Annotated in this window: 14 protein-coding genes; 9 read left to right on the top strand and 5 right to left on the bottom strand. The window is 43.8% G+C overall.

Annotation, left to right across the window (positions count from 1 at the left end; genetic code table 11):
- Nucleotides 1–121: 121 nt before the first annotated feature.
- Entirely contained in the window at nt 122–2,236 is a 2,115-nt protein-coding gene (locus tag E4N65_RS06055; protein ID WP_253672259.1) for a methyl-accepting chemotaxis protein, read from the top strand.
- A gap of 96 nt (nt 2,237–2,332) precedes the next feature.
- Here E4N65_RS06055 and E4N65_RS06050 read toward each other — a convergent pair whose 3' ends face one another.
- Nucleotides 2,333–4,075 carry an AMP-dependent synthetase/ligase gene (locus tag E4N65_RS06050; RefSeq protein WP_253674815.1) on the bottom strand — a complete coding sequence of 581 codons (1,743 nt, stop codon included), beginning with the start codon at nt 4,073–4,075 and terminating at the stop codon, nt 2,333–2,335.
- 83 nt (nt 4,076–4,158) lie between these two features.
- Here E4N65_RS06050 and E4N65_RS06045 point away from each other — a divergent pair, with 83 nt between their 5' ends.
- Nucleotides 4,159–4,734, top strand: coding sequence for a C40 family peptidase (locus tag E4N65_RS06045; protein WP_371921829.1), 576 nt, complete (start codon nt 4,159–4,161; stop codon nt 4,732–4,734).
- Between the two features lie 51 nt (nt 4,735–4,785).
- Here E4N65_RS06045 and E4N65_RS06040 read toward each other — a convergent pair whose 3' ends face one another.
- The 3 genes from E4N65_RS06040 to E4N65_RS06030 all read right to left on the bottom strand — a co-directional run bounded on the left by E4N65_RS06040 (nt 4,786) and on the right by E4N65_RS06030 (nt 7,410).
- A complete protein-coding gene (locus tag E4N65_RS06040; protein WP_253674813.1) occupies nt 4,786–5,859 on the bottom strand; it encodes an NAD(P)H-dependent glycerol-3-phosphate dehydrogenase in 1,074 nt (357 codons plus the stop codon).
- 13 nt (nt 5,860–5,872) lie between these two features.
- Nucleotides 5,873–6,388, bottom strand: a complete 516-nt coding sequence (locus tag E4N65_RS06035) for a nitroreductase family protein (RefSeq protein WP_253674811.1) — start codon at nt 6,386–6,388, stop codon at nt 5,873–5,875.
- 80 nt (nt 6,389–6,468) lie between these two features.
- Nucleotides 6,469–7,410: a phosphodiester glycosidase family protein gene (locus E4N65_RS06030; RefSeq protein WP_253674809.1), complete on the bottom strand. Its 942-nt coding sequence runs from the start codon at nt 7,408–7,410 to the stop codon at nt 6,469–6,471.
- Nucleotides 7,411–7,527: 117 nt separating this feature from the next.
- On the opposite strand from E4N65_RS06030, the gene E4N65_RS06025 reads away from it, so the two are divergent.
- From E4N65_RS06025 to E4N65_RS05995, 7 genes are all read left to right on the top strand, one after another.
- A complete protein-coding gene (locus E4N65_RS06025) occupies nt 7,528–7,698 on the top strand; it encodes a hypothetical protein (protein ID WP_006188141.1) in 171 nt (56 codons plus the stop codon).
- A gap of 290 nt (nt 7,699–7,988) precedes the next feature.
- Nucleotides 7,989–8,591 (top strand): phosphoribosyltransferase, encoded by a 603-nt coding sequence (locus E4N65_RS06020; protein ID WP_044016227.1) that lies wholly within the window; start codon nt 7,989–7,991, stop codon nt 8,589–8,591.
- Between the two features lie 7 nt (nt 8,592–8,598).
- On the top strand, nt 8,599–9,489 hold the full coding sequence (locus E4N65_RS06015) for a hypothetical protein (RefSeq protein ID WP_253674807.1): 891 nt from the start codon (nt 8,599–8,601) through the stop codon (nt 9,487–9,489).
- Nucleotides 9,490–9,558: 69 nt separating this feature from the next.
- Complete coding sequence (locus tag E4N65_RS06010) at nt 9,559–10,185, top strand: ribonuclease HII (protein WP_081984441.1); 627 nt, start codon at nt 9,559–9,561, stop codon at nt 10,183–10,185.
- Between the two features lie 419 nt (nt 10,186–10,604).
- Nucleotides 10,605–11,081 (top strand): pyridoxamine 5'-phosphate oxidase family protein, encoded by a 477-nt coding sequence (locus E4N65_RS06005; RefSeq protein ID WP_253674805.1) that lies wholly within the window; start codon nt 10,605–10,607, stop codon nt 11,079–11,081.
- Between the two features lie 20 nt (nt 11,082–11,101).
- Nucleotides 11,102–11,539 (top strand): hypothetical protein, encoded by a 438-nt coding sequence (locus tag E4N65_RS06000; protein ID WP_253674803.1) that lies wholly within the window; start codon nt 11,102–11,104, stop codon nt 11,537–11,539.
- 65 nt (nt 11,540–11,604) lie between these two features.
- Nucleotides 11,605–12,795 (top strand): acyl-CoA reductase, encoded by a 1,191-nt coding sequence (locus tag E4N65_RS05995; protein WP_253674801.1) that lies wholly within the window; start codon nt 11,605–11,607, stop codon nt 12,793–12,795.
- On the opposite strand, the gene E4N65_RS05990 is transcribed toward E4N65_RS05995, so the two are convergent.
- Nucleotides 12,778–13,341 carry a cyclic nucleotide-binding domain-containing protein gene (locus tag E4N65_RS05990; protein WP_253674799.1) on the bottom strand — a complete coding sequence of 188 codons (564 nt, stop codon included), beginning with the start codon at nt 13,339–13,341 and terminating at the stop codon, nt 12,778–12,780. The genes E4N65_RS05995 and E4N65_RS05990 overlap by 18 nt on opposite strands.
- Nucleotides 13,342–13,462: the final 121 nt, after the last annotated feature.

The following is a 13,462-nucleotide window of genomic DNA, read 5'->3' as shown; positions in this document are numbered from 1 at the left end:
TATGCTGTGAGGTTTGTACCGTTTAAAACGGCAAATGGCCGGCGGTGCTGTTCTATAGGACAGCCGTTATCATTATCGGTCAATTGAGCCGTCGGTACCAAAATGATTAGGAGACGAATATATGGGAAGGAACCTAAAGAAAAAGCGCTTTTCATTAAGAAAAAAATTGATGTTGGTTTTTGGTGTATTGATTCTAGGCGCTTCAGTTATCGAGGGGCTGCTTGCAGTTATGATTGCACGCAAAGCCGTAACGGAGAAAATTGAAACTCATTTAATAGATAAAGCTGCCGATGTTGCAGAGATTATCGATGGAAGAATAAAAGCGACTCTCCAATTTGTCGAAGGAGTTGCCCGTATGCCTTCCCTGCGTGATCCTTCTCTTTCATACTATCAAAAAGCGCAGAGTCTTGTGAATGAAGCCGGTCATAATGCACGGGTAGATTATTTCGGTGTCAGCACTATGCAGGGGGACCGTTATGGGACAGATGATGGAAAAGCTGTTTATGTCGGCGACCGGGATTGGTTTTTAGCCGCTTCATCAGGAAAAAGCTTTGTAGCGGAACCGCGTATATCTCGCGTTTCAAATACAATGCGGATCGTCTATGCCGTTCCCATTATCGGTGATAACAATGAAATTGTCGGCGTATTAAGCGCAGCCGTAGAAGCGAATCTTTTATCCGAAGCAATTAAAGACATCGTTTTGGGAAAAAGGGGGTATTGCTATATACTCGGTTTAACGGGGAATACGATTGCAGATAAAGATATACGTTTTGTTGAAGATCAATACAATTCCATCGAGGAAGCTCAAACCGATCCGAGTGTAGCGCCGCTTGCAGCATTTGAACAACAAGCGTTACAGGCGCAAGATCCGGGTATCGGGTATTATGATAACGATGGCGTTTCCGTAATATCATCCTATGCTAAAAGCAAGCTATCGGGATGGACGGTTATTATGACCGCTCCCTACAGTGACCTTATGAGTTCAGTGGGTGAGATGAGCATTGCTATAGACATTATCTGGGGAATTATTTTTCTTTCGGCATTGGCTGTTGTCTTCTTTGTTGCACACAATATCGTAAAGCCGATCCAAAAACTTGTTGCAGCGCTTAAGGATATTGCGCAAGGTGAAGGTGATTTAACGGTTCGTATGGCTGTAAGCGGTAATGACGAGGTAACGGATTTATCGGAATATTTTAATGAAACGATAGAAAAAATCGGTGTTACAATAAAGTCTATCGGCGTCAATAGCAGCATTATGGAAGAGATCGGTAGTGAGCTTGCTTCAAATATGTCCGAAACGGCAAGCTCAATTAATCAGATTAATGCAAATATAGACGGTATCCAGCAACAAGTTTTGACCCAAGCTGCAAGCGTTACCGAAACTGCCGCGACAGTAGAGGAAATTATCCGCACTATTAAGCAGTTGAGCAGTAGTATTGAAACACAGTCTGCAAGTGTTGCACAGTCTTCGGCGTCGGTTGAGCAAATGGTCGCAAATATTGCTTCGATCAGCCAGACGCTTAATAAGTCCGATACGATCGTGAAAGAGCTTGTGTCCGCAACGGGAGATGGAAAAGCAACGTTGCTTACGTCTAATACGGTAACACAGAAAATAGCGGAAGAATCCGGCTCGCTCATGGAAGCATCGAGTGTTATTCAGCACATTGCATCGCAAACAAACTTACTTGCAATGAACGCTGCGATTGAAGCCGCCCATGCGGGAGAAGCCGGCAAAGGATTTGCTGTTGTCGCCGATGAAATCCGCAAGTTGGCGGAAGATTCGGCCATACAGGGAAAAAATATTACGGCGACGCTTAAACTACTCAGCAGCGAAATAGAAACGCTTTCAGCATCTTCTAAAACAGTCGAGGGAAAATTCAATGCTATTTTTACCCTTGCTGCTCAAGTAAAAGAGATGAGCGATCAGCTGACGGAAGCGATGCGCGAACAGGCAAACGGCAGCAATGAAGTACTGGATGCTATTAAAAACATCAATACGGTTACAACGGAAGTTCAGTTCGGGGCTGAAGAGATGTTGAAAGGCGGGGAGGGTGTCGCGGAGGAAATGCGCAAATTGGATAATCTAACGCGTATTATAACCGACGGCATGAATGAAATGGCCTCAGGCGCAGCGCAGATTAATAATGCCGTGCAGGAAGTAAACGCAATTACGCAAAAGAATACACAGAGCATTAAGAATTTAGCACTGGAAGTTGGAAAATTTAAAGTAAACTAATCTGTATCAATATATCGAAGTTCCGGAGTGCGGCACCCGTTCTGTAAGAATGGGTGCCGTATTTTTTAAAGCCTCAGTTCATTGGAGGGTGTTGATTTATTCGGCTTTAGTATACCGTTTAACTTTCTTTGTTGTAGTCATTTCGAGAGGTTTGTCCAAAAGCGTGGTTTTTGTGATCCGCTGATAGGGCAGTAGTTCCTTGTTCACGGTTTCGACTATCGTTTCTATTCTTTTATAAACGGCGCTGTCTCCGGCTGGAGTGCCGCGGTTAAGATTCAGCGTTTTATACAGTTCATCGGCGGGGTATACCAGTACTTCAATTTCTTCGCTCGTTAAATCGTGCGCGGGGTGGTATCCTTGTACGGTTATCTGTTCGATATCGTTGTAATACATCTGGAAGGCATTTTCTATTTCTTCAGGATATACGTTTTTCCCTCCGGAGGTAACAATGAGATTCTTTGCACGTCCGCAGAGATACAGATATTTTTCATCGTCAATCCATCCGATATCGCCGGTGCGGAACCATCCGTCTTCCGATAGTACTTCTACGGTTTCTGCCGGCATATTGTAATACCCCTGCATAATCATCGGCCCCTTCGCGCAAATTTCTCCGCGGCCGTTTTCATCGGGATCAAGGATTTTCATTTCCATATAGGGATGGAAGTAACGCCCGACGCTTTCAATCTTAAAGTGCTCTTTCGGATTCAGTGCAATAATCGGCGATGTTTCGGTCAGACCGTAGCCTTGGACAAAATCGATACCGAATTCATTGTATGCTCTAAAAACTTCCTTTGAAAGCGGTCCGCCGCCCGAAATTGCAATACGAAGCGTTGTAAGATTTGCTTTTTCCAATACGCTCTTAAAGAGTATTTTACCGATATTTTTCCCTGTTGTCTTTTTAACAAGGTATGAAATACCCATGAGGAATCGGATGATGCCATATACCACGACACCCTTACTGCGCACTCCTTTTAAGATACCCGCAAGCAGCTTATTAAAGAGAAGCGGTACGCCGAGAAGCATCGTAATTTTTCCTTCTTTTAATTCGCGGAGCATACGGGATACAACCAAAGATTTTCCGAATACGATTTCTGCACCCACCGAAATTGCTTCAATGAAGACGGCAACCATAGTATAGGAGTGATGGATCGGCAATAATGCATAGAAAATATCGGTTTCAAATATGGTTAGGTGTGATTGAGCTATGTAGCAGTCGGAGACGATATTCCGGTGAGAAAGCATAACGCCCTTGGGAGTACCCATCGTACCGGAGGTGAATAGGATAGCTGCCGTGTCGGTTTCCTGTAAAGGATAATAGGTGGCAAGCGGTTCCGCTTCCAAGTTATATACATAGCGGTCACTGTTCTTACTGTTTAAAGCATAAACTTGACCAATAAAGGATTGAGATTTTGATGCCTCAAGAAAATGGTCGTATTTTTCTTCATCAACAAAGAAAAAGAGCGGCTTTGCTGTTTTTAAAAGTGATTCGATTTCATAATCATGTAGGCCGTAGTCAATGGGGATTATAATACCGCCGGCATATAGCGCACTTAAATAGACAATTGCCCATTCGGAAGAGTTTTTACCTGAAACGGCAATGTGTGTTCCCTTTTTTACACCGTGAGTGGCAAGCCAACCTGCTAATTTTTTAATTACTCCAAGTGTTTCACGATAGGTAAGGGTGATCCGATCGGGCTCAAAGACGGTTAAACAGTTCCTATTTGGGAAACGTTCCGCAGTAATTTCAAACATCTCCGGTAATGTCGGCCATTCTCCGGTAAATTTTTTTCCGCGCCATGTATCAAGGAATCCCCATGGACATCTTGACTTTTCATTCATATCGATACGCTCCTTTATAAATACAATTTTTTGCTTATTTTCAAAATTGCAATTTTTTCTTGTTTTTAGTATAACTATTTTACATGATTTTGAAAGATATACGAGCATTTTTTTTCTATTTATTTTTCATATTAGCGGCGATACCTTTCATTTTTGGGGTATCTTCTCCAAAAGATTCTCAACGGATTGCTTTTGTTAATAATGCTTTGAGCTATCTCGGTACGCCCTACCGTTATGCAGGCCATTCTCGTAAGGGGATGGACTGTTCGGGTTTTGTCTTTCGCAATGGGGCTGATGTTCTGAAGCTGCAGATGCCGCGGCGTTCGGATGCCCTTGCCGAATATGCAAAAAGAATAACGGATGAAGAGATTCAGCCCGGTGATTTATTGTTTTTTAACACTGCCGGCGGTATTTCCCACGTTGGGATTTATATCGGTGCAGGAAAATTTATCCATTCGGCATCGGACGGTCCCCATACCGGTGTTATTATTTCAAGCATTCAAGAGTCATACTGGAGAAAAACGTACCGTTTTGCAGGCAGTATTATGAAACCGGAGGAAATTTTCTTTGCCGAGGCGACTATTCCATTTTTTTCGCGTACACTTGAGAATTGCCGGCTCCATCCTGATATTTGGGCAAAGGTATCGGATTCTTTGTAAGTGGAATTACCACTCTCTGTAGCGATTCTGATGTAATTGCCTTGTATGCCTTTAATTCTTTGTTCCATTTAAAAGATTTTCGATAAACTCCGCTGGGCATAATTCTTTGTTTAGGATTTTGTAGAGTCCGGTGCAGAGCGGTAACTTTAAGTCGTACTTTACGGCGATCTTGCCGAGGTAAGCGCATGCAACGATACCTTCAGGTAAATAGCCGATAGTGCCGATTCGTGCGATAAGGTCATCGATGCCGTTAAAAGAATCTAAAACCGCTGCGGTGATAATTTCTCGGCCGAATTTGCGGTTTCTTCCGTATTTACTGCGGCAGGTAACGTCAAGATCCCCGATGCCCGAAATCGATGTGAATGTTTCAGGATGCGTTGCTCCCATTGCTCTCCCTATAATCTGAATTTCGTTTAAGCCGGCCGCTAATAAAAGCGATTCGGTATTATCACCGAAAAAGTCGGAATGTTCGGTTAGCGCATCAAGCATACCGAATGCAATGGCAATCACGTTCTTTGTCGCTGCGCATACCTGTACACCTACAATATCAAGACTTGAGTATACCAGTAGACTGCGAGATTTAAGGATTTCGCGGCACCGGATAGAGCTTAAAGGATTTTTTGAAGCTGCAATAAGACCGGTGAGCTTTCCGGCGGCAACTTCTTCTCCATGACTCGGACCCGCGACATAGACAAGGTGATCCCGATAAAAATCGGGCAATTTGTTTTCAAGAGATTCGATGATTAAGTGCGGTTCTCCGTGCTCATCAGGGATAAATCCTTTAGTTAGTACCGCAATGAGCGGGTATGTCTGTGTTCCGGTATCGATATTAAAAGGAGGAATCGTTAAGAGCTTGTTTACAGTATCCATTAGATAGAGGGAGGGGCTTGCTAAAAAAAGTACTGCCGCATCCTTGCATACTTCTTGCATATCGACAGAAGCTGAGATCGTTGGCGGTAAGGTATAGTTCGGTAAATACTTTTTATTACTACGTTCGATATTGATGCTTGAGCATACATCTTCACTCCGATTCCAGAGCATAACGCGATGCCCGTTTCGACCGAGTGTACAAGCTATTGCCGTTCCCCATGACCCTGCGCCGAGGATAGCGATCTTTTCATTCATAATAATTTTCCCTCTAGTATATAAATTCTACCGGTTCCGTTCTTTCTTTGATCACCGGTTTTTCTGCAGGATAGCCTAACGCAACAAAGCCGCATATCACATGATTGTGCGGAATATGAAAGGAGTCCAGTATATTTCGGATTTCCGGTTCATTGCATTTATCACGCAATTGGTTAATCCAGACAGCACCCAACCCAAGGGATTCTGCTGCTAAATAAGTATTTTCAATTGCGCAAGACGAGTCGCATTGACCGTACCTATCGTCCTCTGCAAAGCTGATCAAGAGAATCGCATCACAGTCATATATCCGGTAATCGTTGCGGTTATGTACTTTTGCAATCGCCTGTGCGAGTTCTTGAATTTTTTCCCGATTATGTACAACCGTAAATTTTCGTGCTTGTCGGTTTTTTCCTGTCGGGGCAGCTTTTGCACAGTCGGCAATAAGTTTTAGTTTTTCATCTTCAATTCTTTGATCGGTAAATTGACGCACACTTACCCGTGTTAAAATTGCATTGATTACTTCATTCATACTGAACTTCCTTCTTCATGTTTTCTATTTTACATCGCTTGTACTATAAAGGCAAATGTTTCTTTAAACTTAAACGGTCATCATTGGTTAATGATAATACCGATATTATTTGCAACACGGATATGGATATTCCAGTTGCGAATAGGGGATACAATACGCTGTTCTCCATTTTCCTGTAAAACTAACGAACTAGAACTGCCGCCATCGAGTTGCAGTGCATCGTCAGCGCCTAATTCCCGCAGCAGCCACGCCGTTTCTTCAAAGGAAAGACCTTGGCTTCTCTGTTGATTCTCACCTTCTACCGACACAACGAAGAGTGTTTTTCCGTTATCAGTAAGGCCGACGGCAGTCCGTGAATCACGGCGATGAAGTTTTTGCGGAATTACGATACCGTTTCGAAGAATTGTCCAAAAGCCCCCGACTGCATGACGGACATCTGTTGATAATACATCTTCCGTTTGAGCGTCGATAATGCGAGCTGTTTTATCCGCATAAAAAAGCAATGCACCGTAGCCTTCGTTCGGCATACTCATCCGGCAGAAATCTGTAATATGAATACCCACGATAGTGCGGTATACACTGAAAAACAGCGAGCCTGTTTTGAACGGAGTGGCATTAAAGGCTGCGATTGTATTGTGCCTGAGTGCAAAATCCTGTGTCGTTTCGCCGCGGATACAGCCTTGGCCGTTTTTAAAGAGAGCCGGTTCTGAGGTTATCACGGCGACAGCGGGATTGAGTAAATCTACTTTCACAACATGAACGATAAGCGGAAATTGCAGATCATTGATATCGGTAGCTTCGATACCTGGGGATAAGGTACGCCAGTGTATTTCTGTCTGAGCAGCAGGCTGATACGGCGTATCTATGGGGGCAGTAGGAACGCTTGTACATCCTAAAAAGTACCAAAGAGAACACAGCAACAAAAGCAGCGGGAATCTTGGGAGCAGACCTCCGGAAAGGTTTTGCTTATACTGCCCTTGCAGCTGTATAGATTGGAGAAGCACCGGATACTTTTGGAACATAGCGCGAGTATATCACAAAAGAGAATAAATTACAAACACTTAGTTTTAGGGGGGCTTGACAGTCTATTATAAATTTTCTATATTAAAGGACAAAATTTTCATGAGGAGGCTTGAGGTATGGCTGGTGCAAGTAAAAACTCCCGTACTGCTGTCGCTACGCAGAAGTTTAGCTGTCCGTGCGGTGGTGAAGTTGTGTTAAAAACAATGGTTGAAAACGGAAAAATAAAAAATATCGCTGAATGTGCAAAATGTCATCGTATTGAACGCCGACCTAAAGATTTTAAATAATCTTATAAGATACACAGAAGTAGAAGGCTGCCATCGGATTTACCGAAAGGCAGTTTTTTTTATACGCTTTGCCGCTCAATAATTGGGTGAATGATTTATCGTACGTATTTAGATTATGATACGTTGCAAGTTCTATTGAATAAGCAACTTGAAATCGTTATACTAAGAAAATGAGAGCTTTATTTCCTATCACTATTATTTTCCTCAAAATTAAGCAACCGTTCTGATGCGGCTGAGGTTAATGTATTTTAATTTGAAATAAAGTATACATTTAAAGTAAGGAAGCGATTATGAGCAAAGAATTTTTACCCTATGATACGATCCGTAATAACGGGTTCCGTTTGGCGCGCCAAATTTGGGAAGATGGTTTTATTCCTGATGTGATATATGTTTCACTGCGGGGCGGTTCATCTTTGGGAAATGCCATTCATGAATGGTTTAAGTTAGTGAATAGAGATGTGAAGCCTATTTTGTATGCCGCTGTCGTCGCTCATTCTTATTCCGATGCTAATCAGCAGTCAAAAATGATGATTGACGGATGGACATACTCCCCCGAACACCTGCGGAGCGGCGATAAGATATTGTTGGTTGATGATATTTTCGATAGCGGTGCTACAATCAATTATCTTGTATCGGCTTTCTTGGAAAAAGGTATTCCGCGGCGTGATATAAAGATAGCCGTTCATGATTATAAGGTTTTCCATAACAGAAAGAGCAGTGAACCTATCCAGCCCGATTATTGGTGCAGAAAGCATGATATCTATGCCGATAAAGACAGCAGTTGGATCCACTATATGAGCCATGAACTGACCGGTTTGACTCCTGAGGAACTTGAAAAGTACTACTATGCGCAATATCCCGAGCTGCGTGAAATTTTTAAGGGTGTTTTATAAGAAACCGATGTACAGGAATGGTAAACCGTTATTATGCCTTTTTGCATATTTCTTTTTTTCTCTTTCTCTTTTTGCTGCTGAGAGTGGTTTAGTCTTTTATGTAGATACTGCTGCAAAAACAACCGCGGAAAAAGGGACATCCGATAATCCGTTCGTTTCTTTTGAACAGGCTGTTGCAGCAGTCTATGACCGAATAAACCGGCAAGAAACTCCGGTGAAGAACGGTAAACCTGCTCCGGTTTCTGTTTTTCTTCGTTCCGATGTGTATGTTGAAGAAGCTGTGTTTCTTACGGCTCCGATTAAGATACTCGGTGAGAATACTCCGGTAATTACATTCGGAGAAAATGCCGGTTTTGTCGTTGAACGTACTTCGTTGGAGATAAAAGGATGCTCGATAAAACGCATAGAACGGTTTACGGAACCGCGTATTGTACCTGTTTTATACGGTTCGAATGCTTCCCTAACGCTGAATAGAGTTTCAATTACCGTAGAAGAGGGCGGTGATGCCGTGATTCTTCGGGATAGCCGTATGACCTGTACCGACACTTCTTTTACTTCCGAACAAACTGCGCAGGCTGTATTGGTGCGTGCCAAAAACAGTACCGTGTCTGCGCTGCGCAGTACTTTTTCGGCATCGGGATTAATGGTGTTATGTTTTGATTTTGTAAAAACACAGTGTACGCTGACCGATACGGTTTGTAATCTTACTGCGCATTATACCGGAAGATTGGCCGATCTTACCGGTTCAACCGTCAAAGTCCGAAAATTGCAATGCTCGTATACCTCGCCTTTATTTGAAATGATGGATGCGGCCGTCATTGCCGATAATACTTCTAAAGCTGAATTGCCGAAATCTGTTGAGTTAACAGGATTTACGGAAGTGCTTATTCGTAGATAGTGTATTATATAGATACATAGAGCATTGTGAAGGGTACAGTGATAATACAGAAAATAGGAAAAATGTCTGATGTTGTTTTGCGGTATTGATGAAGCGGGGAGGGGGGCGTTGGCAGGCCCCGTATATGCTGCGGCTGTCATTTTGCCTGATACCTTTGATATTTCGATATTGGATGATTCAAAAAAACTATCCCCTAAACGCCGCGAAATGGCGCGGGCTGCTATTCTTGACGGTGCACTGTATTGGCAGATTGCATCGGTTCCTTCCGAACAAATAGATAAAATCAATATTTTACAAGCAACGCTTACCGCAATGAAGCAAGCATTTGAAACTCTATTTACACGGTATAGGCGAGATAATACTAATACAGCGGTTGGTATTGAACAGGATTTAACGGTTATTGTTGACGGCAATCAACTGCCTAATATCGGCGGTAATTTTACGCTTATTGCGGAACCTAAAGCTGATGGACGGTATCCGTGTGTGATGGCCGCTTCTATTCTGGCTAAAACCGAACGGGATCATTGTATGATGGAGTATCATAAGCAATATCCGCTTTACCGCTACGATCTGCATAAAGGCTATGGGACACAGTTGCATCGTTCTCTTATCGGACTATATGGCGCTTCTCCTATTCAGCGGCAGAGTTTTAAGTTCAAAAAAATTCCGGCTAATCTTACAGCTGATCATATATAAGGCAGATAGTTCTACATTTTAGAGAGTACCCCGTATTTTAAGGTATGCCTAAATTTTCCGATTCTTATTTTGCCTGCTCGGTAGGTGTGTTATCTTTTTTAGCTTCTGCCGGCGGCTTTTGCAAATTTTTTTGGATTCTGCTTTGTAGGGAGGAAAGTCTCGGTTTTTGATACTGCACAATATAGAATACAAGATTTAAGTATAATATAAGCAGTATAGTAACGATAATCACTTCAGGAGAAATAACCACATTCTTTATCAGGGTAAAAAGTTGTGAGAAGGTCATATTAAAGGCATCGGCAAAAGCACGAATAACTTAAGATATTGATATTTCCATACACAACAGTTCGCAATCATGTAGAAATCATGTAGCGGGATGTATATTTATGGTATATACTATCTGATGGAGGTTTTTATCTATGAGAAGATCAGATCGAGAAGTAACGGATTATCAACAAATATATGCTATCATTGAAAAGGCAAAGGTTGTGCATATTGGGATGATCGATAATGACCATCCGTATGTGGTGCCGATGCAGTATGGTTTTATATTTACCGACGGCAGGCTAACTCTTTATGTGCACTGCGCAAAAGAGGGGCGTAAACTCGACATTCTCAAAAAGAATCCGTGCGTTTTTATTGAACTTGAGACGGATGTTACAATTGTTTCCGGCGGCGACATTCCGTGTAAATACGGTTCGGAATATGCCAGTGTTATGGGAGACGGAACTGCAGTTATTGTTGAAGATGTTGCAGAAAAGATTTTCGGATTGCGACTTATGATGAAAACACAAAGCGGCCGAGACTTTGAAATAACCGAACAGATGGCAGCATCGGTTACAGTATTGCGTATCGATGTTCCGTATGTAACGGCAAAAAGCAGAGCTAAGGCTTAGGTTTAAAAGGAGAGATTACCATGTGTGAAGAGTGTTACGTAAACAAAAACAGAATTACGCCGTTGCTTAATCCTGTAGACTGTTTAGAACATCATACGCAGTACATTTGCGGGACATGCGGACGGTGTATTTGTATTGACCGTGATCCTAAACGAGGTTTACAACGATGGGATTTTCCGTTCAAGTCATTGGAAATTGCAAAGCTCTATTTACGGACAGCAGATTATACGGAAAAACAGCCTTGCGGTATTTACGAAATAGAAAACAGTAATGGGAAGAAATCCTATAAAATCTTTCCTTCATATAATGATGTCCTGTTATTTTTAAAGAAAAATAAAGATAAACAATGTAAGCACACTGCCCCTCTTTTTACCATTGGGGAATATAAAGAGTATCCGCATACACAGATACGCAAGTTGACTGCTGCTGAAGTAGAACAATATATGAGTGAGCGTTAACACTAAATACTTTGAGTTATCGTGTATTGAGTATCTCTCAAACTTGTATGAAGGATGATACAACCATGCAGACGAAAACCTCTGTAACATTATTGGCAGGCGTTTTGCAGCCGGAAAGAGAACCGTATCCCGTATTTTCACCGGAGGCAATGGAGTTTCTTGCTGCGGTATCGGCTGAAATCGGTGCAGCGGAACTTCATTCCATACCGGAGATTGCCGCATTCGGCTTCTGGTGCCGCAGGGCGCATCTTGAAGCCTTGGCTAAGCGCCATGCTTTACCTTTTCCGCGTCTCGGCCGGGGGCTTGCGTTCCATATTGCGCCTTCAAACGTGCCGACGATGTTTGCCTATTCATACACAATCGGGTTGCTTGCGGGGAACGCAAACATCGTGCGGCTGTCGGAGCGGGGCGGGGAAATCGCGACAATGCTCTGCGCCTGCATCGGCCGAGTGCTGGATCGCCCTGAGTTTGAACCAATAAAACGGCGGACATCGTTTATCAGCTATGGCAGGGATGACGCCGTAACCGCTGCGTATATGGCCGAGTGCGATGCGCGGGTAGTGTGGGGCGGGGATGAAACAATCCGCCGTATACGTGCGCTTCCGCTTCCGCCTCATGCGGTTGAACTGGTATTCCCTGACCGCTGGTCGTTTGCGTTGTTCAGTCAAGCGGCGTTTTCCCAAGCGGATGAAGAAACGCTCGCCGCATGGGCGCACCGGTTTTACAACGACACGTATTTGATGGATCAAAATGCCTGTTCCGCCCCGCACCTTGTCGTGTGGGAAAACGACGGAGGCGATCCTACAGTACGCCTCCGCTGGTGGGAAAAGGTTGCAGCGGAAGCTCAAGCAGCGTACCGGTTCGGCTCCTATCAAGCGGCGCGGAAATACGAGCAGCTGTGCCTTTCTGCGATGACCTTGCCGGAGAAAATTTCCGTCAAGCAGTATGCGGGGAATCTTTTATATGTTGCGACTTTGGCAAAACTGCCCGCCCATGCGGTGGAGACGCTGCGCGGAACATTCGGCTTTTTCTTTGAAACCGAAATTCGCAATAAAGAGGAACTGCTGCCGCTGCTTTCGTTCAAGGTGCAGACGCTCTGCGCGGAAGGCTACCCGCGGGAAGAACTCGCATACTTTTTTGCGCAGCGACGTTCGGCAGGTATCGACCGCATCGCCGCGTTAGGGCAGGCGATGGAGATGGATACTATTTGGGACGGTAAAGATTTAATCGCGGAATTATCACGGCTCATCGTTTGAGCCGGAGCTGTCGTCTTGTTCAGTTTCTTGGAACATGTCGACCATTGCGGTTAAATATTCCTGTGCAAATTCCATACTGCGTTCGTCGGCGAGCTCTTCGTTGGCGCTGCGCAGCTTTTGCAAAAGACTGAAAACGATATATGTCATCATCACCAATCCCGCCTTGGGATAGGCGTTAATATATTTTTTGAACTGACTGCGAGAAAGAATCAGTACGACGGTATCTTCTGCCGCACGTACCGTTGCGGTGCTGAGTTCATCTTCCAGGAGCGCCGACTCGCCGACCGAGGCGTGATCTCGCAGTGTTGCAACGTGCACCTGCTTATTCCATTTGCCCTGCTTTATCACGTCAAGAGAGCCGCTCATTAAAATATACAGATCGGCATTTATGGTGCCTTCAGCAATCAGCACCTCACCTTCATCGAATGCGCAAAGCTGAGAAAACTGTGCGAGCGCTTCAAGTTCGTCTTCGGCAATGCAGGATAAAAAAGACACAGCCGATAATTCATTCCGCAACAGCGGTAACGGGATTTCTACAATATTCATCTTCTCACTCCTAGGGTAATCGTTCCATACTGTTTCTTTAACACCCCGCAGAATAGATAGGCTGTTCAACCAGAGTTTCGCCGCTTCACGGCTCAAATGGTTGCCCAACCTATCTATTCTG

The sequence above is a fragment of the Treponema sp. OMZ 855 genome, from assembly GCF_024181145.1.
Taxonomy (GTDB): domain Bacteria; phylum Spirochaetota; class Spirochaetia; order Treponematales; family Treponemataceae; genus Treponema.
The sequence above is the reverse complement of the archived record's forward strand: the minus strand, read 5'-3'. Positions and strand labels throughout refer to the sequence as shown.